Origin of the sequence: Pseudoalteromonas sp. SG45-3, from assembly GCF_014164075.1 — a bacterium.
Lineage (GTDB): Bacteria > Pseudomonadota > Gammaproteobacteria > Enterobacterales > Alteromonadaceae > Pseudoalteromonas > Pseudoalteromonas distincta.
Genome location: NZ_JACJEN010000019.1, coordinates 40,454 through 66,031 on the forward strand (window position 1 = coordinate 40,454; position 25,578 = coordinate 66,031).

The window sequence follows — 25,578 nt, forward strand, 5'->3', positions numbered from 1 at the left end:
CTACTACTAACACTTTTGCACAAATAAACCTTAACTAATCAGCTTTTTTGCCACCTCATTTTATTGTTTGTATCACGAGAGCTAATAATAGTATCGTCACTACTCTCAACGCCGCCTAATTTAGCTAAGCGGTCATACAAAACTACATTACAGGTTGCCGCTAAATTCATACAGCCAATAGTTGGAATATATACCACTTCATCACACCACTTTAAGACGTCTTTTGATACAGAACCATCTTCGGGGCCAAATACATAAAATGCATTTTCAGGATGTTTAAACTCAGGTAAAGGTGTTGCACCTTCAATAAGCTCAATAACCACAACCGTTGCGCCTTGTGGCTTTATTGCTTCTAAATTATCTGTTTCGGTTAAAGGAATACGCTCCACTACATTTTTTGTATCTGTATGGAACTTTTTGGCGTTTAAGTAGCGATTGCCTGTAAAAAAAACTTGTTTAGCGTCATAACAGCCAGCTGCTCGCAATACACCGCCAACATTAGTCGGGCTTTTAGGATTGATTAAACCAATTACGGCTTGTTGTTTACTCATTAATCTACGTCCTTTGTTGGCCATTCTGCAATGTACAAATCAAAGTCGTCGAGCTTTACATCGCAATCTTTTACTGTTTTGTCTTTTACAGAAATACCTAGCTCATGCATCTTTGTTTTATCACCATTATTTAATAACGGATGCCAAGAAGCCAAACCACGACCTTCATGTAAACGACGGTAACTGCAGCTTTGTGGCATAAAAAAGATGTCTTTAAGGTTTTCTTTTGTGAGTTTTACACAAGAAGGAACAAGCGTTTGGCGGTTTTCATATTCGCTACAACCACAGGTGTTGTTATCAAGATACTGACATACAATATTAGTAAATATTAATTGCTCACCTTCGCGTAACTGATCGGTGGCGGTAAATTCGTCTTCATCTTCGCTATCAATAAACGTATTTAAACAACATTTTCCGCATCCATCACAAATGGCTTCCCATTCGTTTTGACTCATGTCGCTTAAGCTTTTTTTAAGCCAAAATTGTGTATTTGCTAATTGTTGATCAAACATAGTTTACTCGTGCCCCCTAAAGAGCGCGCATTCTACCGTATTGCTGTAAATGGCGCAAAGCCAATACCCTTTCAAAGTACTGGCTTTGCGCTACAAATTAGCTTTGAGATTTAACCCAACGCTTAATTTTTTCCTCAAGGATTGGCATTGGTAATGCGCCATCAATTAATATTTGCGTGTGAAACGCTTTAATATCAAATTTATCACCGAGTTCTTTTTTAGAAAAATCACGTAATTCTTGAATTTTAAATTGCCCTAACTTGTAAGAAAGCGCTTGTCCTGGCCATGCAATATATCGCTCTACTTCAGCAATTACATCACTTTTAGCCATAGATGAATTTGCAAGCATGTAATCTATACCTTGTTGACGCGTCCACCCTTTTGCATGAAAACCAGTATCAAGCACTAAACGCATTGCGCGTAATTGCTCATCCGATAAACGTCCATACCACATATAAGGGTCGGTAAATAAGCCTAGCTCTTTGCCTAAGCTTTCTGCGTAAAGCGCCCAACCTTCTGCGAACACGGTATAGCCACCAAATTTACGAAAATCAGGTAAGCCCTCTATTTCTTGCTGAAGTGCTATTTGAAAGTGATGACCTGGGGCTGCTTCGTGAATCGATAAAGTTTCGAGTAAAAATTTAGGCTGCGCTTTTAAGTTATAAGCATTGATATAAAAAATACCAGGGCGAGAGCCATCAGGCGCCGGAGATGCATAGGATGCACCTGCTGCCGACTGCGCTCTGTAGGCTTCAACTGCTTTTACAACGTAAGGTGCTTTGGGGGCTATGTTAAAAAGTAGAGGCAAACGCGCATCTATTTTTTTCTTAACGTTTTCATATGCCTCAATTAACTCCTCAGGCGTGTCGTAGTAAAATTCATCTGAATCACGTAAATGATCAAAAAATTCAGATAGCTCACCTTTAAAGCCTACGGTTTCTTTTACTTTTTTCATTTCGCTTAAAATGCGCGACACTTCACTTAATCCAATGTCGTGAATTTCATCTGCAGATAAACTAAGCGTTGTGTTTTTCTTAATTTGGTATTCATACCATGCTTTACCGTTTGGTAAGTCAATATAACCAACGCTTTCTCGACTATTAGGAATATACTGATTAGCTAAAAAGTCACTCATGCTTTTATAAGCCGGTACTAAGTGCTGCATAATCAATTGACGATACTGCGCTGTAATTTTTTGCTTTTGCTGTGCACTAAACGATTCTGGTAATTTTTTAATTGATCCCCAAAACAGTGAGTCTTCAGCATTTTTAACTACATGAGCCGCAAATTGTGGCTGCAGTTTTTCAGCAAGTGGTTTTGGTAACGTAATACCTAGTTTAATGCCTTGCGCCATTGAGCGCTCTACACTGGCAAGCCACTTTACAAAACCTTCGCTGCGCGAGATAAAAGCCGTGTAATCTTCAACGGTATTAAACGGCTGAGCACTTTGACCTGAACCAAAACCTGCAAAGGTGTTATGCGCACCTGCCATTTGATTTATTGGTAGTAAGTAATCAGGAAACTGCATGCCTTCTAATTTAAGTGCAAGGTCACGCTCTAATATTTCAAAACTTAAAAGCGATTGCCCTGTTAACTGTGCTTTATCTATAAAGTTTAATCGCTGTTGATATTTTTTATAAAAAGCGGCTTTTTTTGCTCTATTTTCTTTTGAAATCACAGGCGTGAATTGATCGTTAAACTCATTACGACCATTGTACGTTGCGCTGATGGGGCTATATGTGAGCGATTCATCGTAATACTGTGCAACAAGTACATCGAGTTGTTGCTCTGCTGAAAGCTCTGAAACAATACCTGCTGATGCGTTAACTGTGTTTAACTGTGTACTGGTATTAGTCTGTGTACTAAGCTCAGTATTCATACAGCCACTTAAAGCAAACATAACGCCACTGGCAACTAATGCTAATTTAATTGATTTCATGATAATCCTTTTTAATATCGTTTTTTAATTATGCGCATTAAACCGTGCTTAATAAAGAAATTACGATAGATTGCATTCATCGTATTAAATTTGCACTTTTATCTGAACTTGTTACATTTCTATTAATTCAAATATGATTTAAAAGAAAAATAAAATGAAAAAACAACTACTCAGCACCTCTATTGCCTTACTTTGCTTAACCACTTTTAATAGCCATGCAGTTACATACCTATCGGCTAAAGCCATGATTGATGTTAAAGATGGCAAGCTCATTAAATCGCCCTTAATTACTATAGATGATGGCGTGATCACTAATGTTGAACAAAATAAAAAACCAACGCTAACTAAAGATGATAAACATATTCAACTCCCTGATTTGACCCTTATGCCAGGTTTAATGGATATGCATGTGCATTTAACAAGCGACCCTACGGTGCCGCGCACTGAACGTTTAGGCCAGTCAGTTCCTAGAATGGCGATTAAAGCGGCTCATTTTGCTAAAAAAACCTTAGAAGCTGGATTTACAACAGTACGTAATGTTGGCGCAGAAGGTTACAGCGTCATAGCCGTGCGTGACGGCATAAATGCGGGTGACATAGTTGGCCCTCGTATTTGGGCTGCAGGCCCATCACTCGGCATTACTGGCGGGCACTGTGATAACAACCGCCTACCTCCTGAGCTTAAATATACTTCAAGTGGCGTCGCAGACGGTCCATGGGCTGCGCGTATAAAAGTACGCGAAAATATTAAATTCGGGGCAAATGCTATTAAGTTTTGCGCCACAGGTGGAGTATTTTCAAAAGGGACTAAAGTAGGTGCACAGCAGTATTCTTTTGAAGAAATGAAAGCCATTGTTGATGAAGCCCACATGCGAGATTTACCAGTAGCTGCTCACGCACACGGTACAAGCGGTATAAAAACAGCCATTAAAGCAGGTGTTGATAGCGTAGAGCATGCCAGCTTTTTAGATGACGAAGCGATAGCGCTTGCCAAAGAGCATGGAACTTGGCTTTCTATGGATATTTATAACACCGAATACACACTCACTTATGGCGAGCAAAACGGCGTAGACGAAGAAAACCTAAATAAAGAGCGCCAAGTTTCTAAAAGGCAACGTGATAGCTTTAGCCGTGCTGTAAAAGCGGGTGTTAAAATGGTCTTTGGTACCGATGCAGCAATTTACCCGCACGGAGATAATGCAAAACAGTTTAGCCGCATGGTTGAATTTGGCATGACAGAACTACAAGCCATTCAAGCATCAACTATTAATAGCGCTAAGTTATTAAAAATGGATACTCAGTTAGGACAAATTAAAACCGGATTTGCAGCTGATATAATTGCGGTTAAAGCAAATCCTCTTAAAAGTATTAAAACCTTAGAGGCAGTACCTTTTGTAATGAAAGCAGGGGTTGTTTATAAAAACCAATTGTAAATACACGCTATTAAGGCTGAGTTTACTCAGCCTTAATAAAACTCTCACCAATATTGAATATGCCATAAAAGGGTCACCGCCCCCCCTATTAGACTCGCTTTTGTCTATTAATTATCCGAACAGTTTTATTTAATCAAATAAAATGAACTTTCTATTCACTTTAAAAACAATAACCATTATCATTCGCGCAAATTCAATAACGCGAATAGTTATCACTCTATGAAAACGTTTAAGTACTCTCTTATTACTCTTGCTTGTTTAAATGCAAATGTGGCATTTGCCCAAAATACACAAGTTGATGCTGATATTGAACGCATCAGCGTATACGAAAAGCAAAACCGCGTGGTGATGAGCTCTGGTCTTGCTACTAAATCAGACATGTCTTTAATGGAAACTCCTGCACCGGTAGTAATTATTGACCGAGAACTGATTGAATCTCAAGGTGTAGATAGCTTACAAGATTTAGTTAGAAACGTAAGTGGCTTAACACAAGCAGGTAATAATTACGGTATTGGTGATAACTTAGTAATTCGTGGTTTAGATGCAAACTACACCTACGATGGTATGTATGGTGGTGCAGGCCTGGGTAATACATTTAACCCAACTCGTTCACTTACAAATGTTGAATCTGTTGAGGTTTTAAAAGGCCCTGCAACAGGTTTATATGGCATTGGTAGTGCAGGTGGCGTAATTAACCTAATTGAAAAAAAACCCGAGTTTGAAGAAAAACACAAAGTATCGGCTGAGCTTGGCCAGTGGGATAGCTATTCATTATCGTTTGATAGCACTAACGCTATAACAGATGATTTAGCTTATCGTGTTATGGCTAAAACAGCGTCAAGTGACGGATTTCGCGATTTAAAAGAAGATCGCGACGAAATTTATACCTCACTTAAATACGTGCTTAATGACAGACAAAACATCATGCTTTCTGCAGCCTATATAAAAGATGAAATAGCGGTTGATTCTATTGGTCATCCTATTCGTATTTACAGTGCAGAAACTGCAAACGGCTTAAGCGCGGGTGAAGTAACTGGTGCCGATTTAGTAAACGATCCGACAGGAAGCGGCGTACAGTTAAGTGATGCACAGCGCGACCAACTTGCTAATTCATTATCTGCATCTGATGGCTTAACACCTTATAGCTTTGGCACAAATGGTATTATTTCACCAATGGCTGATGCTAACGAAGGTGAAGAGCTGCGTTTTAAATTAACGCATAACTATTACATTACTGACGATTTGTTTTTAAACCAGCAGCTACAGTACCGTAACTACACATCAAGTTTTGCGCGCCAAACTGGTGCATATAACTACGTCTATTCAACACGCGATGGAATAATTAATAACGACCCTCGTGCTCCATTAGTTGAAGACGGTGTACTTTACCCGTATGCAGCACGCCGACAAGAATACCGCCAAGTAGAAGCAGATGAAAAATCATGGCAGTACTTCTTAGATTTACGTTATGACTTTATGTTAGGCGACGTAGATAACGAATTACTAGTTAACGCCAACTACGAAGATAGAGATATTCGTTTTAAACAATTCTCAATATGGGATCAGGATTACGTACTCACAAACAATGATGGTGATGTAAAGTACCAAGGTTCTTTGCCGTATATTTACGATATAAGAGAACCAAATTGGCCAACCGGTAACTTTGAAGATTACGATCCGCTTAAAACAAGTGACTACAATAAAAAAGTACAAGCATGGGGCTTAGGCATTCAACATGTTGGTTACATAACTGAAGAACTTACAACGCGTATTGGTGTGGCATATAACCGAATTGAGCAAACTTATGAGCACTTTGGTGTTGATGAGCGCTACAGTTCTAGCCGTGCAGAGCCAACACCTGAAGCGAGTACATCAGATTCTGGCTTAACGTATAACCTTGGTGCAACGTATCAGCCATCTGAAGATTTATCTGTATTTGTAAATCATTCAAAAGGGCGTACAGCGTATAGTGTATTAGGCTCTGTGGCAGGTAACGAAGCTGACCGTGAAGATTCAGAGTCTATAAGTAACGACCTAGGCTTTAGATTTAAAGCATTTGATGACCAACTACTCGCATCTGTTGTTATATTTGAAAGCTCTCGTACTAATTTAGAATACGCAAACCCGCTTTATGACGCATTAACATCAGGCTCAGATGTACCTGAAAGCTATTATGATGGTAAAGAGCAAACAAAAGGTGTTGAGCTTGATTTAAATGCTTACTTGAACGATAAATGGAAAGTAAACGTAAACGGTATTTATCAAGATGCACGTGACAAAAGTAATCCTAACAGCAGCAGTTACGACACACGCCAAAAAGGTGTGCCTTACGTAACAGCAAGTACGTGGGTAACCTACTACGCAGATATGTTTAATTTACCTGAAGCTGTAAATATAAGTGGTGGTATTACGTTTGTAGATAACAGAAGTACTAATTCAAGTTCATTCTCGATTCCTGATGGTTATGTACCAAGTTATACGACTTACGATACAGCTGTATCGTATACAACTGATAAATGGCATATGCAGTTAAACTTAAATAACTTGTTCAACAAAAAGTATTACTCAAAAGCGATGTTTTTAGGTGGTATGCCAGGGGAAGAGCGTAATGCAAAACTAAGTTTTAGTTACACACTTTAATTGGTTAACCTGAACTCTGGATAAATAAATCTATCTCAAGCAGCTATTTTCAGCGCTCAGGTTAGTTAAATACTTAAAAAGCACGGTTTTCTAATTTAGAAGCCGTGCTTTTTTGTGTTTTATAAACGCTTAATCTAAATTAAATAGTAACCACTATGCGACCGTTAATTTCACCTTTGAGCATATCATCAAAAATTTCGTTAATGTCCTCTAAGCGTTTTTCTTCAGTAATCGCTTTTACTTTACCTTGCGCTGCAAATTCCAAGCATTCTTGCAAATCTTTACGCGTACCAACAATAGAGCCCACTACTGAAATGCCATTAAGCACAGTATCAAAAATAGGAAGTGGCATATCCTCTGGAGGTAATCCCACTAATACGCATTTACCGCCACGGCGTACACTTTTATAGGCTTGTTCAAACCCCGCTTTAGACACTGCAGTACACACAACACCATGCGCGCCACCGACTTGTTCAAAAATAGCTTCGCTTGGAACCACCTCTTTAAAATCGAGGGTGATATCTGCGCCTAGCTCTTTAGCAAGCGCGAGTTTTTCTTTACCTGTATCAACAGCTATTACATTAAAACCCATTGCTTTAGCGTACTGTACTGCTAAATGACCAAGCCCGCCCACACCAACAATAGCAACCCACTGCCCTGGTTTAGCACCGGATACTTTTAATGCTTTATAGGTTGTAACACCTGCACAAAATAATGGAGCAGCCTCAGAAAAACCGAGTTCTTCTGGTATTTTTACAACGTAGTCGCCATGCGCTAAACAATATTCTGCATAACTACCGTCAATAGAATAGCCAGTATTGTGCTGCGATAAACACAGTGTTTCTTTACCATCTAGACAAAACTCACAGTGCCCACATGCACTATAGAGCCAAGGAATACCGACTCTATCGCCAACTTCTAAGTGCTTAATGTTGCTTCCGACTTTTTCGATAACACCGACACCTTCGTGCCCTGGTACTAATGGCATTTTTGGTTTTACTGGCCAATCCCCATGACAGGCATGTAAATCGGTATGGCAAACGCCACAGGCCGCTATTTTTACTAAAACATCATTTATTCCCACCTCAGGAATTGGTAAGTCTGTTATTTCTAATTTACCTTTGTATTGAGTATTAATTGCAGCTTTCATAGTCATTCCATCGTATGTGAAGAAAATTAAAGATAAGGATTTATTTATGTATTGTTGTGTACAACATATCCTAATATAGATGTATAAATATTAATCTAAATCATATTTTAGTCATTTAAATTAACTTATAAGCCTGCTAAGAACTTGCTATCCATAATGAGCATGCTAGCATTTACTTTCTGAAATTACTGAAAGTTACTAAGCTATGAGTTTATCCGAAAAAAATTTTGCCTTTGTAATGCATTGTGGTGAGATGGGCAGCCGATGGGGATTCAATCGTACGATCGGACAAATGTGTGGTTTGCTGATTATTACTAAAAACCCAATGACAGCTAATGAGATTGCAGATGCGCTTAGTATTTCTCGCGGTAATGTAAGTATGGGCATTAAAGAGCTGCAATCGTGGCAGTTAATTAAAGTACAGCATATTCCTGGCGATCGTAAAGAGTACTACGCCCCTGCTGGCGATATTTGGGATATGGCAAATCGCGTATTTGAAGAACGTAAAAAACGTGAAATTGAGCCCACCTTAACACTACTACGCGATAACTTATTAGACGAAGCCAGTAACGATGATGAGCTTTATGCACAAAAACAAATGGGTGAGATTCACAACCTACTTGAAACCGTCACTAAATGGTCATCAGAACTACAGCGTTTAACGCCAGAGCAACTTAATAAGCTAATGAAGCTAGGTTCTGGAATTGGTAAAGTTATTGACCTAAAAGAAAAGATATTCAAAAAAGAATAAAGCCGCAATTGCGGCTTTATTTATAGGTATATTTTAAAAATTAGATTTTTGGATAACCAATTCTGTCCGACAAGTAACCTACACTAGTAGCAAAGTAATACGAGCGATTCCAATGCATAAACACTTTGTAGTTATCGTACGCTAAGTACATACGACCATTTATATCATCAGGCATAACCAGCGCAGCACGTACGTCTACATTAGGTAAATCAGAACCATCAGCTTTACGAACACCCAGTGCTTGCCAATCAGCTAATGAGCGCTCTGAGTCGTTCCAATATTCTAACCACTGCTTGCGAGTTTTGGTACCACGCACTAAAACGTATTTACTATCAAAGTTTTCAGGTAACTGAACTTGGCGACCCCACGTAAGAGAGTCGTTCCAGCCTTCTTGCTTTAGATAATTAGCAATTGAGGCAAAAGCATCTTCTTTTGTAGTCCAAATATCTTTACGGCCATCGTTATTGTAATCAACCGCGTAAGCATTAAAAGAGGTAGGCATAAATTGCGTTTGCCCCATTGCGCCTGCCCAAGAGCCTTTAAATTTATCAAGCGTTATGTGGCCCGACTTTAAAATATCCAGTGCAGCCCAAAGCTGGCGCTTATAAAGTGCTTCTCGGCGTCCATCAAAAGCAAGTGTCACTAATGATGAAATAACGTTATGACCGCCTTGAATTGTACCAAAGTTACTTTCAAGCCCCCAAAGCGCGACTATAAAGCGTGCTTGTACGCCAAACTCTTTCGCTACTTTTTCAAGTACCTCTTTGTTTTCTGCGTAAAGCTTACGTGCGCGGTCAATCTTCCATTGTGGTACACGTTTTGGTAAATACGTTTCAAGGGTTTCTTTTACTTCTGGCTGGTTTTTGTCAGCCGAAACCACTTTTTCTTTATACGTTGTTGTTGCAAACGCATCGTCAATAAGTTTGGCTTCGTAACCTTTTGCGATAGCTTCTTGCTTTAAATTCGCTAAATAATCTTGAAATTCAGCCTGAGTTTTTGCCATAACAGGTGAGCTTAAACATACACCACATAATATAACGATAAGTTTTTTAATCACTATCAACTCCATTGTCTTTTCGTAATTGGCTTAGCAAATTTTGCTCAGGTGGTGGAATTTGTAAGTAGTAGCCTTTATCAGGATTTGATAACGCTGCTTTTACAGTTTCTAAATCTGCCCCACCTAAATGCTCACGTTTTGCTAAATTGATGATCATCACATAAACAGGTTGACCAAACATAGCCATCAAAGGTTCCGGAACTTTACTAAAATCATCTCTTTTTTCAACAAATAAGAACGTATCCGCTTTTTTCTTACTTTTATATACTGCAGTGAGCATTATGGCCCTATAAATTCTTGCTTAACAATGCCGCACACTATAACATGAGAGTAATAATAAGTTAGAAAAATTAGATTAGAAATTTCAATAAAGGCCCTATTCAGCCTACGTTTATCTAAAATTAATTTCTAATCAGACAAATCAATTGAGCGTGTATGTCGGACCAAATTTTTGAGTTAAAAGGGAATCTTTTTACGTTATCAGTTTTGCATCTTTATAGTACTGATATAAACCTTTTAGCAGAACAACTGTATGTAAAAATAGCCCAGGCCCCTAAGTTTTTTGAGGGTGCGCCTATTGTCGTTAATTTAATTGAAATTAAAAACAGTTCACTTGATTTTGTTCACTTAAAATCATTAATCGAGCGAATGAGTTTTAATGCGGTTGGTGTGTGTAATGGCTCAGATGAGCAACATACTCAAGCAAAGGCTGCTGGCTTATCTGTTTTAAATTATTCACAAGACGTTAAGAGCGAACCTGTTAAACAAGAGCCCAATACATCGATTGTAGAAAAAACGGTGCATTTACCAGCGCAAATTATCAGCGGTACAGTTCGCTCTGGACAACAAGTTTATGCAAAAGATAGAGATTTGATAGTACTTGGCGCAGTTAGTCATGGTGCGGAAGTCATTGCCGATGGGAATGTGCATATTTATGGCACCCTACGCGGTCGCGCTATTGCAGGCGCAAAAGGTTTTAAAGAAGCACACATTTTTTGCCAAAAACTTGAAGCCGAGCTGGTTTCAATAGATGGTAATTACTGGATCAGTGATTCGCTACAAGGTGAACATTGGGGAAATGCAGTGCAAATACAACAAAAAGACGAATCATTAGAAATTTCAGCTTTGGTTAAAGGATAAATCTCATGGCAAAAGTAATTGTCGTTACCTCAGGTAAAGGCGGTGTTGGTAAAACAACATCAAGTGCTGCAATTGGCACAGGCTTAGCGTTAAAAGGCTATAAAACAGTTATTATCGACTTTGATATTGGTTTACGTAACTTAGATTTAATTATGGGTTGTGAACGCCGCGTTGTTTATGACTTTGTAAATGTAATTAATGGTGAGGCAAACCTTAACCAAGCGCTTATTAAAGATAAACGTGTAGATAAATTATTTTTACTACCTGCTTCACAAACTCGTGATAAAGATGCTTTAACACGTGAAGGTGTTGAACGCGTACTAAATGAACTAAAAGAAGACTTTGATTACATAGTATGTGATTCACCAGCAGGTATTGAAGCTGGCGCTATGATGGCGATGTACTTTGCTGATGAAGCAATTGTTACAACAAACCCAGAGGTGTCGTCAGTTCGAGATTCAGATCGTATTTTAGGTATTTTACACAGCAAATCAAAACGTGCTGAAGAAGGCCTAGAAAATATTAAAGAACACTTACTATTAACACGCTATAACCCTGGTCGTGTTGAAAAAGGTGAAATGCTATCGGTAGAAGATGTGCAAGATATTCTGTCAATCCCATTATTAGGGGTTATTCCTGAATCGCAAGCGGTATTAAGTGCTTCAAACTCAGGCCAACCTGTTATATTGGATACAGAATCTGATGCAGGCCAAGCTTATTCTGATGCAATTAACCGCTTACTAGGTGAAACCGTCGATTTTCGCTTCTTAGACGTTGAGAAAAAAGGCTTATTTAAACGGATTTTTGGAGGTTAACGTGTCTTTACTTGACTACTTCCGCTCAGAAAAGAAAAACAGTGCGTCACTAGCAAAAGAGCGATTGCAGATCATTGTCGCGCACGAGCGTTCTCAGCGAGGAACGCCGGATTACTTACCACAATTAAAACAAGATATTTTAGATGTGATCCGTAAATACGTGAACGTAAGTACCGATGCAGTTCAGGTTCAGTTTGATCAAAACGAAGACGATTTAGCCGTACTTGAGCTAAACGTTACACTACCTGATGAAGAAAAGAAGTAATTGAAGAAAGGGCGCTTTATAAGCGCCCTCTTTATTTTCATTTACTTTTTAATAACTTTCTAAATATCTACGTTTTAATCCCTTGCATGCAACTAAAACTTTTTCACTATGTAACACAAAAATTATAGATAATACCAATTCGCTTAATTAAGTGATCTATTTTGAGGATGGAAAAACGTGTTGATAGCTAAGCAAGAAAATCGCTATTTAGTTGTTCTAAATGAGATTTTTTAACACAGGTAACGACACGTTTAGCGCCGCAAAATGATTAAGTATTATTGCGGATTGGTATAAGTATTACACAGTAAAAAAAATATCTAGTCTTAAGTATCCCATTCTTTTAAAGCGTCTTTAACATAGTTATAGCGCCAAGAGCTTAATAAATCAGGCTTAATATGGCTTTGTTTTTGCTCATTAGTTAACTTCCAATTCCAACTAATCAATTGATTAATTTGCTTTTTAGAGGCCATAACGTCTTCTGGTATATTGTGCTCTTTAGCGACTTTAGTGATCTTTTGTTTAATATCTTTGGCTACTTTTTTATAAGTAGGAAAATCAATTAAGCGCTTAAGTACTTCAGGATGCTCAGCATCTGGTACTGCTTTGGCAACTTCAATACACTTGATTATATCTACACCAGAGCGATTAACTTCAATAGCTTCAACTCCTGGAATTTGACGTAGAGCATTTAAACTTGAAGGACCACGTTTGGCAATTTCAGTCATGTTATGTTCTTTTAACACAAAATTTAGCGCTAAATTTTTCTTAATGGCTTTGTTTCTGCGCCATACAGCAAGTTCTTTTAAAACTGCAAGTTCGTGCGGTTTGAGTTGCCATGCATTTTTAATATCTTTATATAAAAGCTCGTCTGGTGTTTGAAACGCACGTTTTTTAGCTATCAGCTCACTCTCGTTTATTACAATGTCAAAGAACCCAGCGGCATTAATACGCTCTATAATCAGCTCGAAACACGGCAATAAGTAAAAAGTATCTGCAGCAGCATAATCTAACTGTTTTTTAGTTAACGGACGTTGTAGCCAGTTAGTGCGTGACTCACTTTTATCTATTTCAATACCTTGCAACTCTTTTACCATAAGGGCAAAGCCCATACAGTTACCTTCCCCAAGTAACTGCAACGCAAATTGTGTATCAAAAAGTGGGGATGGAACAAAGCCTGCGTATTTTTGAAAAACCTCAATATCTTCTGAAGGAGAATGCAGTACTTTTAAAACACTAGGATCTTTTAGTATTTCCCAAAAATCGAATAATGAGAGCTCAGCTAACGGATCGATAAGCGCTAAATGCTCACCATCAAAAACTTGGATAAGTGCAACTTCTGGATACAAAGTGCGACGACGCATAAACTCAGTATCAATAGCTAAAATAGGCTTATTTTTTATTTGTTCAACAAAAGTGTTCAGTTGATTTTGGGTTTCGATCAATTGGTATTGCACTTAATCTCCTACAATAAAAAAGCCGACATATGTCGGCTTTTTTATAGGTTGCTAATCTTTCAAGGCTCTTCGGAGTATTTTACCTACGTTAGTTTTAGGTAACTCATCCCTAAACTCTACCAGTTTTGGGACCTTGTAATTAGTTAAATTATCACGACAGTGACTTATTATATCTTTTTCAGTTAAAGAAGGGTCTTTTTTAACAACAAAAACTTTAACTTGTTCACCACTTACATCGTGAGGAATACCAATAGCAGCAACTTCAAGCACACCTTCGTGCATAGCCACTACCTCTTCTATCTCATTAGGGAAAACATTAAAGCCAGATACAATGATCATGTCTTTTTTGCGATCTACAATAAAGAAGAAACCTTCATCGTCATAAGTTGCAATATCACCTGTTGCAAACCAGCCATCTTTTAAACATTCAGCTGTTGCATCTGGTCGATTGTAATAGCCCACCATAACCTGCGGGCCTTTCACACACATTTCACCCGGTTCACCTTTAGCGGCCTCTTCACCGTTATCAAGTATTAGCTTAATCTCAGTATTAGGCGCAGGCAAACCAATAGAGCCGTTATATGCTTCTAAATCATAAGGACTAATAGTTACTAATGGAGAACATTCTGTAAGGCCATAGCCTTCCATTAATTTTGAGCCAGTCACTTTTTGCCACTTTTCAGCAACAGGACGTTGCACGGCCATACCGCCACCAAGTGACATTTTTAAATGACTGAAATCAAGTTCAGCAAAACCTGGTGTGTTTAATAAACCGTTAAATAACGTATTAACACCAGTAATAGCTGTAAATTTATGCTGACCTAGCTCTTTAACAAACCCAGGCATATCTCGTGGATTTGTGATTAATATATTTAAACCACCGTACTTCATAAACGTCAGGCAGTTAGCTGTTAAAGCAAATATATGATAAAGCGGTAAAGCGGTAACAACAACTTCTGTACCACGATTTAACACTTTGTCTAAACAGCCTGAAACTTGCTCAAGGTTACCAACCATATTGCCATGGCTCAGCATTGCCCCTTTTGATACACCTGTTGTGCCACCGGTGTACTGTAAAAAAGCAAGATCGGACAAGCTCATTTCAGGACGTGTATATTTAGTTTCGTCTGCAGCTAGAACGTCTGAAAAGTTAATTGTGTTTGGTAAGTTGAACTTTGGCACCATTTTTTTAATGTGCTTAACAACAAAGTTGACTATGTGCTTTTTAAGCCCACCAACCATATCGCCTACTTGCGTTACTACAATGTGTTTAACATCAGTGTGTGCAAGTGACTTTTCAAGTGTGTCAGCAAAGTTTGCTAAAATGAAAATAGCGGTAGTGTCAGAATCCTTTAACTGATGCTCTAACTCACGCACAGTGTAAAGTGGGTTAACATTTACAACCACACAACCTGCACGTAAAATACCTAAAATGGTGACTGGTGTTTGTAGTAAGTTAGGCATCATTACGGCAACTTTGTCGCCTTTTTTAAGACCTAAATCATTTTGAATGTAGGAAGCAACTTTTTTTGTTGCTGTATTTATTTCGCTATAAGACAGCGTTTTACCCATATTAGTAAATGCAGGTAAATCGGTGTAGTCAGTAAAACTTTTTTCGAACACTTCGAGTAACGAGTTGTAATGCTCAGGATCGATTGTTTCAGGCATACCCTCTGGGTAGCGCTTAAGCCAGATTTTTTCCACTCTTAGCCCCTGTTTATAATTATATTTTTATTAACCTTAATCTAAGTAAGGCGCTTTAACAATTGAGCAAATACTCTAATGGAGGAATAATCCCACATTTTACGTAAACTTACAATTAACATGCACCATTTTGCAGCATAAAGTCTTGAATATGCTTAAAACATAGTTCACTACTTTGCATATGACAGTGGTGCCCACCATCTACATTAATTACCTTTAAGCTATTGTAATAACTAATATACTTTGCCAGATTTTGTTTTACAAACGAATAACCTTCGTTACCTAAAATTAATTGGCACGGTGCAATTAAATCTTTTATTGCACCAATACATTGCGCCTCATTAAACCTAAAACCTGAGTGATTTTTAAGCTTTGGATCAGTTGTTAATGTATAACCATCTAAAACCGATTTTATATTTCGCTGCATTAAAAGAGCAATAAGCTCACTATTCAAATCGGTTGTTTGAGCACGTGCTTCATAAATAAGCTCTTTCGATTTATAAACTCTCTGCTTCTTATTTTTTAAACGCGCTCTATTTAATACTGCACTTTTTAGCTGTTCACATACGCCTTCGCTGGGAGTTGTAACACACCCAATCCCCTCAATAAAGGTAACAGATTTTACATAATCACCAAAGCAACTAGCAAAAAGCCCTGCAACCATGGCTCCCATCGAATGCCCAACTAAATGCACTTTTTTAACACCAAGCGCATTAATAAGTTGGTACACATCATCAATATAATCAACAAAATAATAATGTGCATCATCACTTCGCCAAGATGATAAACCATGCCCGACAAAATCAATACAGTACCAAGTGTGCTTTGGCTTAGCTTTACTTAACATTGGTATAAAACTGTGGCAGTTATCTAACCAACCATGCAACGCTATTACTATTTCATCCCCAGAACCTACTTTTAAGCCATGAATATTCAAGTTATTGGTTTCAATATTAAATGGCTGCACGGCAAGTCCTTTATTAATTTAGAGCATCATTATTTATAGCATACAAGTTGTCAGACCACTAACCGAGAAAATGGTGCCAAATTCGCTATTTAATTATCTTGATGTTCTAAAGAAAGTAAAAAATATAAAATAAAATTTAAACGATATCATAAGCTTAATTACAAAAAAAAATAAGCTGATCTTTTTAAATATATTTGCTTTGTATGCCTTTTGAACAATTAAAAGGTGATAGCATCATATGTAGTTAAGCTATAACCAGTATAATTTAAATAAATAGAACTAACAGCGTTAACTACAATTCTATTCATATAACCCTAAATTATAAATATCTTAGATATTCATTTATTTATCATACTATCTGTATACAATATCAGCGGCTATTAAATAAGGTACACTCATAAGGTACAACCATGAAAAAACAGATCAGCTTATTGGCACTTTTATGCACCGCTTCTGGTGCTTACGCAGAATCAGCACCTAAAAATGTAATTTATATGATTGGTGACGGCATGGGTCCGGCTTACACCACGGCTTATCGCTATTTTAAAGACGACCCTGCAACAAAAGAAGTAGAAGGCACGGTTTTTGACACTATTTTAAAGGGTATGGCTCGTACCTACCCTGATGACCATACTTATGTGACAGACAGCGCAGCAGGTGCTACAGCACTTAGTAGCGGTCATAAAAGTTACAATGGCGCAATTGCAGTAGATACAGACAAAAAATCAGTTAAAACCATGCTGGAAATAGCAAAAGAGCGCGGTATGACAACAGCGCTTGTAGCAACTTCACAAATTAACCACGCAACTCCAGCAAGTTTTGCGGCGCATAATGAATCACGTAATAATTATAATGACATTGCCAATGATTACATCGACAATAAAATTGCGGGTAAATTACCGGTTGATTTAATGCTTGGTGGCGGTACTAAATACTTTATTCGTGATGACCGTAATTTAGTTGATGAATTTAAAGCCGCTGGTTATCAATATGGCGACGACATTAAAAACCTAGGGCAAATTACACAAATACCTGCAATTGGTTTATACGCATCTAAAGGCTTACCTTTTGCATTAGATGAAAACCCAACTCGTCTTACTCAGTTAACGTCTAAAGCACTTGGTTTATTAGATAATCAAAACAAAGAAGGCTTTTTTGTGATGATTGAGGGCAGCCAAATTGATTGGTGTGGTCACTCTAACGATATAGCCTGTGCAATGGCTGAGATGGATGATTTTGCTAAATCAATCGAAAAAGCAAAAGCGTATGTTGATAAAAATAAAGATACTATTTTAGTCATTACTGCAGATCACTCTACAGGAGGTTTAACCCTTGGCGCACATGGTCAGTACAAATGGGAAACTGATGTAGTAAAAGGTGTTAAAGCAACTGCTGGTAAACTAACTCAACTTTTACTGGATTCTGATGATTTAAAACCAGTATGGACTGCTAACACCAATATTGAATTTACAACTGAAAACCAAATAAAACTTGAGCAAGCTAAAAAAATGGGAGAAAAAGCGCTTAATTTAGCTGTTAAAAGTATTATTAGTGATGCAAGCTTTACTGGCTGGACAACTGGCGGACACACCGCTGTAGACGTTCAAGTATTTGCCTATGGCAAAGGCAGTGAGCAATTTATCGGCTCACAAAATAATACTGATATTGCAGATAAGCTGATTGGCTTTATTGAGCAGTAAATTTCACCTCGTTTTGAACACAAAAAGCCCGAACACATGTTCGGGCTTTTTATTGAATTTTATCGCTGTATTTATCTAAAACGCTCAATTAAGCTTTAAGCGTATATATCAACACCTATTAAATTTTGTACTTCGGCTCTGCGTTCTAAATTAGCAAATTCAGTATAAGTAGAAATCGCTTTACTTACTTGAGCTGTCGGTTGGTCGTAAATTGTTTGGCTGTATTCATTGCTTTTAGCACTGCTTTTAAACAGTTGATTAGCTAGTTCGACGCCCTCGACACTGCTTTTTACATAATCGGTATTCGTTTTTTGAGCAGCCGGCTGGTCTAATAAACTCTGTGGTTTATTAGTAACAACTTTAGTAGGGCTAACCCTACCCGGAATATCCCCGGTAAAAAAACCTGAACCAATAGGCAGCGTCATTACGCGTCTCCAACCTTAATATTGTATAAAATTATGATTTAAAAACAACCAATTTGCAAATAATATGATTAGTCACGCCCTGGTAGCTTTTTCCACGTTACCGTATCTCGCACATATTTAGGTTGAGCGTCACTCGCTTTTACAACGTCACCCGCTAAAAACGCGGCTTCAACATGCGCTAACATATAACGCGCATCAGGCAATGTAATATCAGTATTAATTGTCACGTTTTCAAAGTCATTTAGCGCATCAGGATAGGTTTTAAAGCCCGTGCCCACAGCTACAGATGGCTCAGTGGTTGCTATATACTTATTGTTTAGTAAATCAGGTTTTATAACGCATTCTTGGTTAACCAAAAGCATTAGATTATTTTGCGCTTGGTAATGTGCAAAGTATATCTCCCCCATACGCGCATCTATACTTGGATAAACACTCAGGCTGCCTTTTTGTTCAAACGTTTGTTGAGCCATAGTAGCCAGTGTAGACACACCAACAAGCGGCAAATTAGTTGAATACGCTAAGCCTTGCGCTATAGCAACACTAATACGTACACCGGTGAAACTACCTGGCCCCTGGCCAAAACCAATTACGTCTAAATCTTTTAATTTACAGTTTGCTTTAGTTAAAAGTTCATCCACAAGTGGAAGTATTTTTTGGCTGTGCTGCTGCGGACACTCTTCAAAATGATGAAACGTTTGGCCCTGGTAATGTAAAACAATTGAAAGTGCTTCAGTTGAAGCATCAAGGGCAAGGATATTACTTTTGATCATTTTAGTACTCTAATTAATTTGTTTTAAAAATGTATTGGCATCTTCTAAGCTTCGCGTGCGGCGCATCGGTGGTAAGCTTTTTAAAAATACTTGGCCATATTGGCGTGTAACTAAGCGATTATCACATATTACAAGTACGCCTTTGTCTTTACTATCTCGAATTAAACGCCCTACACCTTGCTTTAGCGCAATTACAGCCTGCGGTAATTGTATGTGTGAAAAAGGGTCTTTTCCCTGCATTTGGCAATCTTGCATTTTAGCTTGTAGCAATGGATCGTCAGGGGCTGCAAATGGCAATTTGTCTATAATAACACAACTTAATGTACTGCCGCGTACATCGACACCTTCCCAAAAAGAAGCCGTGCCGAGTAATACCGCATTACCATGGCGAGTAAATTTCTCTAAAATTATACGCTTAGACATTTGCCCTTGCATATAAACTGGGTAGTCTATTTGTGTAGTTAGCCCTTCGGCCACTAAGTGCATCATTCGATAGCTAGTAAATAACACAAAACAACGCCCTTGTGCTGATTTTATAAGCTCAAGCGTTAGTTTTACAATTGCATGTGGCATATTATCAGCATGCGATTCGGGTAAGTAGCGAGGTAAACACAGCAGCGCCTGATTAGGGTAATCAAATGGGCTATCTACCATCATACTTTGTTTTGGCTTTAAGCCTAGGCTTGCATTAAAATGCTCTAGTTTGTTATCAACCGAAAGTGTTGCAGAAGTGAATACAAATCCTGCGCCCGTGTCTTGCATCATTTGAGCAAACTTAGCTGATACATTCAATGGCGTTATATTAATTGTTAAATAACGGCGCGTTGTTTCATACCAATAACTAAAGCCGGTTTGGGCTGTATCAAAAACCCGCTCTAACTGCCCTTTAAACGCAAGTGCACGTTCAAATGGATGCTCAATTTTGTCGCTTCTATCTAGGCAAAGCTTGAGTACTTGATAAACAAAATCTAAATCACTGATCACACGATGGAGCGCCGCGCAAATTTGTTTATCGCTTAGTTTTTCTCGCCAATCGCCACGGCTGCCATCAACACCAAATTGTAAACGTAAATCAGCAACGCTTGTCTCAAGCTTGTTTAAGCTTTTACCAAGTTGCAGCATATCGGGAATTTCAGCTCTATAAATAGCACGTAAATCATTAATTAAATCTACCAACTTTTTAGTGCTAACACTTTCACCAAAGTAATCGCTGGCAATTTCGCTTAACTGATGGGCTTCATCAAATATATATGCGTCGGCTTTTGGCATAAGTTCAGCAAAGCCACTTTCTTTTACAGCCATATCAGCAAAAAACAAATGGTGATTAATTACAACCACATCGGCATCGGCCGCAGTTAAACGTGCTTTGCGTATATAACAGCTTTGAAAATCTGGACACTCTTTACCTAAACAATTATCGGCTGTTGAATTTACATAAGGCAGTACTTTGGCATCATCTTCTATACCTATACAATCGGCCAAATCGCCCGATTGTGTTTCGCTTGCAAACTTAGCTACCATAGCTAGTTGATGCATTACGTCGGAGTCGTCAGTAGGTACATGTGCAACATGTTGATTAAGTCGGTAGGTGCATAGGTAATTGGTGCGCCCTTTTAATAAGGCGGTTTTTTTTGAAGCACTTAAAGCTTTAACTAGTTGCGGTAAATCGCGGTGATAAAGCTGCTCTTGTAGAGCTTTAGAACCTGTTGATATTATCGTGCGCCCTTTTGACTTAAGTGCAGGGGCTAAATATGCAAATGTTTTACCCGTACCCGTGCCTGCTTCAACAACTAATTGCGAACTGTTTTTTAATGCATCCGCAACAGCTACTGCCATATCAATTTGTGGTTGGCGAGGCGTATACCCATCTAAAGATAACGCTAAAGGCCCGGTTGCACTAAACAGCTGTTTGATAATACCAATCACTTTACAATAAATAATAGCGGGATTTTACGTAAGCTAAACATCAAGGGCAAGTAATTAAGTAATCGGTTTGAGTATATAAATAAGGGAGCAGAGCTCCCATTAGTTATTATTGCGCATTTATAGTTAAGGTTATTCCACTAGCTGCGCTGTACCCCTTTAAGTCAATATACCACTTGCCCGCTTGTGGGTTGGTAATACTACACGTTTCAGCATTACCATTTTTATACGGTCGACATTGATATACAGATTCAGTTGATTGACTGGCAAAATTCATATATAAATCGGCATCGCCTGAGCCACCAGCCATAGTTATATTTAAAGAGGAATACCCTGCTTCTAAGTCTTGTGTAAACCGCCCCCAATCTCCCGTAGCAACACTAATATCAGTTTCTGTTCGATTAATAGGTTCAATCGCTGTTGTTTCATTATAATTGGCAATAAGAGAAACATTAGCAATAGCGTTCCATGCTTCTACCATAACGTAATAAATACCGTTTTGGGCACTCGCAATATCACAACGTTCATTGCTCGATGATGTTGTACTTTTACAATCAAAATTTTCTAATGTAGGCGCTGTATTAAATTTAACATATAGGTCTGCATCACCACTGCCTCCTGAGGTAGTAAAGTTTAAGTTACTTGCATTATTAGGTACCTGTAGCGTATAGATAAGCTGCGCTTTAGCATCACCTGCAAGGCCAGAAACTGCAACACCATTTTGTAACTCATTATTAGCTGGTGGCATTATATCACCAGCATTTTTTGCCATTTCAGCTAAATAACTCACAGCAAGTTTTGCAAATTTACTAGCGTGGTCAGCATCAAAATTAGCGTCATTCTGTGTATGAATTAACGGATTAATATCAGCCATCCTAGATTCAAATGGCATTGATGCTGCAAAGCCTTGTTGATACCATGATGCATGATCAGAACACCCATACCCACATTGGTCAAAACCATAGGTAATGCTAGGTAAGTAGGTATCAATTAACTGACCTAAAAATTGGTTTTGAGCATTTGTAGTGTAATCAGTCATCATTACAATATCTTCGCTACTGCCATTGTTTCCAGTCATATCAAATTGCACCATGCCGATCACATTTTTTCCTTGTGATTTATAAGATGAAGCAATATCTTTTGAACCTCTTAAACCAACTTCCTCTGCAGCAAAAGCCATTATATGAATTGTTTTTTGCGGTTTATAATCATTTTCAACAATCGATCTTAACACTTCAGATAATACAGCAATCCCCGATGCATTATCATCAGCCCCTGGTGAGCGACCGTTGCTTGGATTTGATTGATTAATTGAGTCTAAATGCCCACCAATAATGACAATTTCATCAGCCTCTTCATCTCCTGCAATAGTAACAATGACCGACGACTGCGCCCAGCTATGAGTAAAGTAATCAACATTTATATCATTACGTGTAGCTGCTAACTGTTGCCAGTAATCTTTTAGCCATTGTGAGGCATCTACCCCAGTTTGAGCCGTGTAATAGCGATTATAAAAGCTACTCATCGAATTAACTGTGTTCGTCAAATTATTTGGACTAATACTATTTATTAATTGCTGAGTTGTTTGCGGATTGTTAATGCTATATGTAGCAGCTAACGCACTTAGATTTTGATTTTGAACAGAAGCTAACTGCTGAGTGTATTCATTAGCCTCGATTAACGAATCATGAGCAACAAACCCTCCACAGCGATGATAATTATCATGCATAAACTCACTTAAATGAGCAATATTTGCAGGCCTTATTTTTAACAAATTCACTGTTTGTAATGTTGTATCTTGTATACTCAATAATTCATCATTTGGTTTAAGCGAGTTTTGAACCTGTTTATAATGTTTGGCTGCAACGGGATCTATCGTTACCCAAACACTTTCAGTATCTTGTGCGTATGAGGGTTGGGTAAGTAATAAAGTACTAGCACTAAATAGCATAATTTTTATCGCGTGTTTCATTAATTGATACCTTTTAAGTCGAGTAATGCATTTGAGACGAGGGAGTTTTGAAAAATAAAAAAGGGAGCGAATGCTCCCTAGAAATTAACTTAATTGGCTGAAATACTTAATGTTATACCGCTTGCCGCGCTATAACCTTGTAAGTCTATATACCATGTACCTGCTTGAGGATTTTCTATCGTACACGTTTCAACGTTTCCATTTTTATATGGGCGGCACTCATAAGAGCTAGTACTAGATGCTGAACCAAAATTTACATATAAATCAGCATCACCAGAACCACCGGCCATTGAAATATCGAGTGAAGAATACTCTGCATCTAAATTTTGCGTAAAGCGTGTCCAACCACCTGAAGCAACACTCACATTACTTTCTGTACGGTTAATTGGAGAAACACCTCCGCCAGTAGACCCGTCATAACTACCTGTTAATGAAACGCCTGAAATAGCATTCCATGCCTCTACCATAACGTAGTATGTACCCGCTTGAGCACTACCTATAGAGCAGCTTTCAGTACTTGTAGAAGTTGTACTGTTGCAATCATAAGTGCTAAGTGTCGGTTTGCTTCCAAATCGTACGTATAAATCTGCATCGCCTGATCCACCATTTGTATTAAACACTAAATTACTTGCTCCAGCAGGAACCTCTAGCGTAAAAAACAACTGCTCTTTAGCTGAGCCACTTATACCAGTACGAGTTACGCCATTAGTTAAAGCTTCATCGTTAGTTGGAGGAGGTGTTGAGCTACACGTGCTACCTGAACTTAAATTAGAGTTTACTCCCACAGCACTTAGCGCTGCTTGTACATCACTTGGGTCATAGTTTAAATCACAAGCTGCATCCATTACGCCATTACCGGCTAAATCCCAATTTGTACTTGCGCTCCAATAAAGCTGATTAGCTCTAGTCATTACAATAAATGCTTTTTTTGTATCCCAACCGGGTGTGGTAGCCAAATTATAAAAAGCTTTATTAAATACACCAGAGCTATGGTGCACATCCATCCCAGAATAATAACTTGATTGGTTATCTATTGAATTACCATCTTGCGTTGGATTATTCATGTAGCGAAGCGCACCATTGCCTTTAAATATGTCTTGGCCGACAAGCCAATCATTAGTGCCTTTCATATAAAATTCGGCCGCTTCACCCGCCATATCAGAAAAGGCTTCATTTAAACCGCCTGATTTTCCGCTGTACACTAAGCCAGAGTTTTGTTCAGTAAATCCATGGCTTACCTCATGAGCAGACACGTCTAGACTAACAAGCGGATAAAACGTATTTTGGCCATCACCAAAGGTCATGGCGCTGCCATCCCAAAATGCATTTTCATAGTTACTACTGTAGTGAACTCGCATTTTTAATTGAAACGTAAGTGGTGGCGTACCGATCCAATCGTTATACATATTAAAAATTACATTTCCAAAATAATGCGCATCATTGAGAGGAGAATAAGCACCATTTATTTCTTTAAATGTATTTTCAGGACAAGTAAAAGAATATGCAGACGTACCACTAGTACCACCGTTGAGGTTTATGGTGCGCACGTTTGTATTGTTCATCGTACAGTTATTGCCTGACTGGGTAACATCTAAACTATCAAAGTCAGTACCATATATGTATTTTCCTGTTTTTAAATTTCCGCCTGGACCTGTAGCATCTGCATGCTGAAGATTGTCAAAGCTAAGTAGCACTTCGCCAGAGTTAGCATCAATAATCTGATAGGGTCTAGAAGGCGATTTACCATAGGTGACATACGACACCTCATAAACCAAGTGCGCTTTGCTTTGCTGATCGACCCAAATAGCCAATCTTGATTTTTCATTATGTTTTTTTAAGCCAATTGTTTTTGCTGCAATACCTACATTTTGGCTTTGGAGCATCGCCTGTTTAGCTGATAATTTAGCACTAACATCGCTTATATCACCTTCAATGTCATACACTGCCGCGCCGTGCGCTTTTTTTAGCATGCCGTTTTTAAATGTTAGGCTTAGTGTATCCCCTATCACGGGTAACCCCTGGTAGGTTTGTTGATACCGGCGAGTCACCTCCCCGTTATTGCTTGTAAACTCTTTTAATACAACTAATTCGTTCCTTACACTCAACCCAATCAATTCTTGAGGACTTGTAGATAATATTGATGCAGAGTTTGATTGCACCATAGTATTTATATCCGGTTGCTGATTTAGGTATTTCTTATTCGCAGCTACTGCATCTGTTGCTTGAACAAAAGTTAAAGCAGCAAAAGTTGCTAATGTGATTTTTGATAAATTCACGTTTACGCTCCGTTAAAATATTTAGTTTGTAGTGGAATTGTATTAACCGGAACCACCTGTACCCGATTAAGGATCAAGCATATGTTACAAATTGAAGATTTAAAAATTAAACATTTAATTTACACGTAAAGTATT

The 25,578-nt window shown here is 38.3% G+C and carries 21 protein-coding genes; 7 read left to right on the forward strand and 14 right to left on the reverse strand.

What is annotated here, in order from left to right:
• Positions 1-38: 38 nt before the first annotated feature.
• The 3 genes from H5126_RS17430 to H5126_RS17440 form a co-directional block, all read right to left on the reverse strand.
• Positions 39-551: an RNA methyltransferase gene (locus H5126_RS17430; protein ID WP_024595017.1), complete on the reverse strand. Its 513-nt coding sequence runs from the start codon at positions 549-551 to the stop codon at positions 39-41.
• Positions 551-1,063, reverse strand: a complete 513-nt coding sequence (locus H5126_RS17435) for a YcgN family cysteine cluster protein (protein ID WP_004334734.1) — start codon at positions 1,061-1,063, stop codon at positions 551-553. The genes H5126_RS17430 and H5126_RS17435 overlap by 1 nt, the downstream gene beginning before the upstream one ends.
• Before the next feature lie 97 nt (positions 1,064-1,160).
• Positions 1,161-3,002 (reverse strand): DUF885 family protein, encoded by a 1,842-nt coding sequence (locus H5126_RS17440; RefSeq protein ID WP_182720325.1) that lies wholly within the window; start codon positions 3,000-3,002, stop codon positions 1,161-1,163.
• Positions 3,003-3,156: 154 nt separating this feature from the next.
• Here H5126_RS17440 and H5126_RS17445 point away from each other — a divergent pair, with 154 nt between their 5' ends.
• Both H5126_RS17445 and H5126_RS17450 read left to right on the forward strand, forming a co-directional pair.
• Complete coding sequence (locus H5126_RS17445; RefSeq protein ID WP_182720324.1) at positions 3,157-4,434, forward strand: amidohydrolase family protein; 1,278 nt, start codon at positions 3,157-3,159, stop codon at positions 4,432-4,434.
• A gap of 219 nt (positions 4,435-4,653) precedes the next feature.
• Positions 4,654-7,074 (forward strand): TonB-dependent siderophore receptor, encoded by a 2,421-nt coding sequence (locus tag H5126_RS17450; RefSeq protein WP_182720323.1) that lies wholly within the window; start codon positions 4,654-4,656, stop codon positions 7,072-7,074.
• A 139-nt stretch (positions 7,075-7,213) separates the two neighbouring features.
• Here the strand turns inward: H5126_RS17450 and adhP are convergent, their stop codons facing one another.
• On the reverse strand, positions 7,214-8,224 hold the full coding sequence (adhP, locus tag H5126_RS17455) for an alcohol dehydrogenase AdhP (protein WP_182720322.1): 1,011 nt from the start codon (positions 8,222-8,224) through the stop codon (positions 7,214-7,216).
• Positions 8,225-8,429: 205 nt separating this feature from the next.
• Here adhP and H5126_RS17460 point away from each other — a divergent pair, with 205 nt between their 5' ends.
• Positions 8,430-8,975, forward strand: a complete 546-nt coding sequence (locus H5126_RS17460; RefSeq protein WP_024596846.1) for a GbsR/MarR family transcriptional regulator — start codon at positions 8,430-8,432, stop codon at positions 8,973-8,975.
• A 40-nt stretch (positions 8,976-9,015) separates the two neighbouring features.
• Here H5126_RS17460 and H5126_RS17465 read toward each other — a convergent pair whose 3' ends face one another.
• The gene (locus tag H5126_RS17465) at positions 9,016-10,032 is read right to left on the reverse strand and encodes a lytic transglycosylase domain-containing protein (protein ID WP_182720321.1); all 1,017 of its coding nucleotides are present in this window, start codon (positions 10,030-10,032) and stop codon (positions 9,016-9,018) included.
• Positions 10,025-10,312, reverse strand: a complete 288-nt coding sequence (locus H5126_RS17470; protein WP_004334712.1) for a YcgL domain-containing protein — start codon at positions 10,310-10,312, stop codon at positions 10,025-10,027. The genes H5126_RS17465 and H5126_RS17470 overlap by 8 nt, the downstream gene beginning before the upstream one ends.
• Positions 10,313-10,467: 155 nt before the next feature.
• On the opposite strand from H5126_RS17470, the gene minC reads away from it, so the two are divergent.
• Genes minC through minE form a run of 3 tightly spaced genes read left to right on the forward strand, consistent with a single transcriptional unit; the run spans position 10,468 to position 12,252 of the window.
• Entirely contained in the window at positions 10,468-11,172 is a 705-nt protein-coding gene (minC, locus tag H5126_RS17475; protein ID WP_024596847.1) for a septum site-determining protein MinC, read from the forward strand.
• Between the two features lie 5 nt (positions 11,173-11,177).
• Positions 11,178-11,987: a septum site-determining protein MinD gene (minD, locus tag H5126_RS17480; RefSeq protein WP_004334708.1), complete on the forward strand. Its 810-nt coding sequence runs from the start codon at positions 11,178-11,180 to the stop codon at positions 11,985-11,987.
• A gap of 1 nt (position 11,988) precedes the next feature.
• A complete protein-coding gene (gene minE / locus H5126_RS17485; protein WP_004334706.1) occupies positions 11,989-12,252 on the forward strand; it encodes a cell division topological specificity factor MinE in 264 nt (87 codons plus the stop codon).
• A 323-nt stretch (positions 12,253-12,575) separates the two neighbouring features.
• Here the strand turns inward: minE and rnd are convergent, their stop codons facing one another.
• From rnd to H5126_RS17500, 3 genes are all read right to left on the reverse strand, one after another.
• Positions 12,576-13,706, reverse strand: coding sequence for a ribonuclease D (gene rnd / locus H5126_RS17490; protein ID WP_182681952.1), 1,131 nt, complete (start codon positions 13,704-13,706; stop codon positions 12,576-12,578).
• Between the two features lie 51 nt (positions 13,707-13,757).
• Positions 13,758-15,410: a long-chain-fatty-acid--CoA ligase FadD gene (fadD, locus tag H5126_RS17495; protein WP_182720320.1), complete on the reverse strand. Its 1,653-nt coding sequence runs from the start codon at positions 15,408-15,410 to the stop codon at positions 13,758-13,760.
• 115 nt (positions 15,411-15,525) lie between these two features.
• Positions 15,526-16,377, reverse strand: coding sequence for an alpha/beta hydrolase (locus H5126_RS17500; protein ID WP_182692914.1), 852 nt, complete (start codon positions 16,375-16,377; stop codon positions 15,526-15,528).
• A gap of 410 nt (positions 16,378-16,787) precedes the next feature.
• On the opposite strand from H5126_RS17500, the gene H5126_RS17505 reads away from it, so the two are divergent.
• On the forward strand, positions 16,788-18,077 hold the full coding sequence (locus H5126_RS17505; protein ID WP_182720319.1) for an alkaline phosphatase: 1,290 nt from the start codon (positions 16,788-16,790) through the stop codon (positions 18,075-18,077).
• A gap of 95 nt (positions 18,078-18,172) precedes the next feature.
• Here H5126_RS17505 and H5126_RS17510 read toward each other — a convergent pair whose 3' ends face one another.
• From H5126_RS17510 to H5126_RS17530, 5 genes are all read right to left on the reverse strand, one after another.
• On the reverse strand, positions 18,173-18,502 hold the full coding sequence (locus H5126_RS17510; protein ID WP_007580633.1) for a hypothetical protein: 330 nt from the start codon (positions 18,500-18,502) through the stop codon (positions 18,173-18,175).
• 68 nt (positions 18,503-18,570) lie between these two features.
• Positions 18,571-19,272 (reverse strand): tRNA (adenosine(37)-N6)-threonylcarbamoyltransferase complex dimerization subunit type 1 TsaB, encoded by a 702-nt coding sequence (tsaB, locus tag H5126_RS17515; RefSeq protein WP_182694888.1) that lies wholly within the window; start codon positions 19,270-19,272, stop codon positions 18,571-18,573.
• 9 nt (positions 19,273-19,281) lie between these two features.
• The gene (locus H5126_RS17520; protein WP_182720318.1) at positions 19,282-21,198 is read right to left on the reverse strand and encodes an ATP-dependent DNA helicase; all 1,917 of its coding nucleotides are present in this window, start codon (positions 21,196-21,198) and stop codon (positions 19,282-19,284) included.
• A gap of 106 nt (positions 21,199-21,304) precedes the next feature.
• Positions 21,305-23,167, reverse strand: coding sequence for a M28 family metallopeptidase (locus tag H5126_RS17525; protein WP_182720317.1), 1,863 nt, complete (start codon positions 23,165-23,167; stop codon positions 21,305-21,307).
• A gap of 89 nt (positions 23,168-23,256) precedes the next feature.
• Positions 23,257-25,443, reverse strand: a complete 2,187-nt coding sequence (locus tag H5126_RS17530; protein ID WP_182720316.1) for a M4 family metallopeptidase — start codon at positions 25,441-25,443, stop codon at positions 23,257-23,259.
• Positions 25,444-25,578 lie beyond the last annotated feature (135 nt).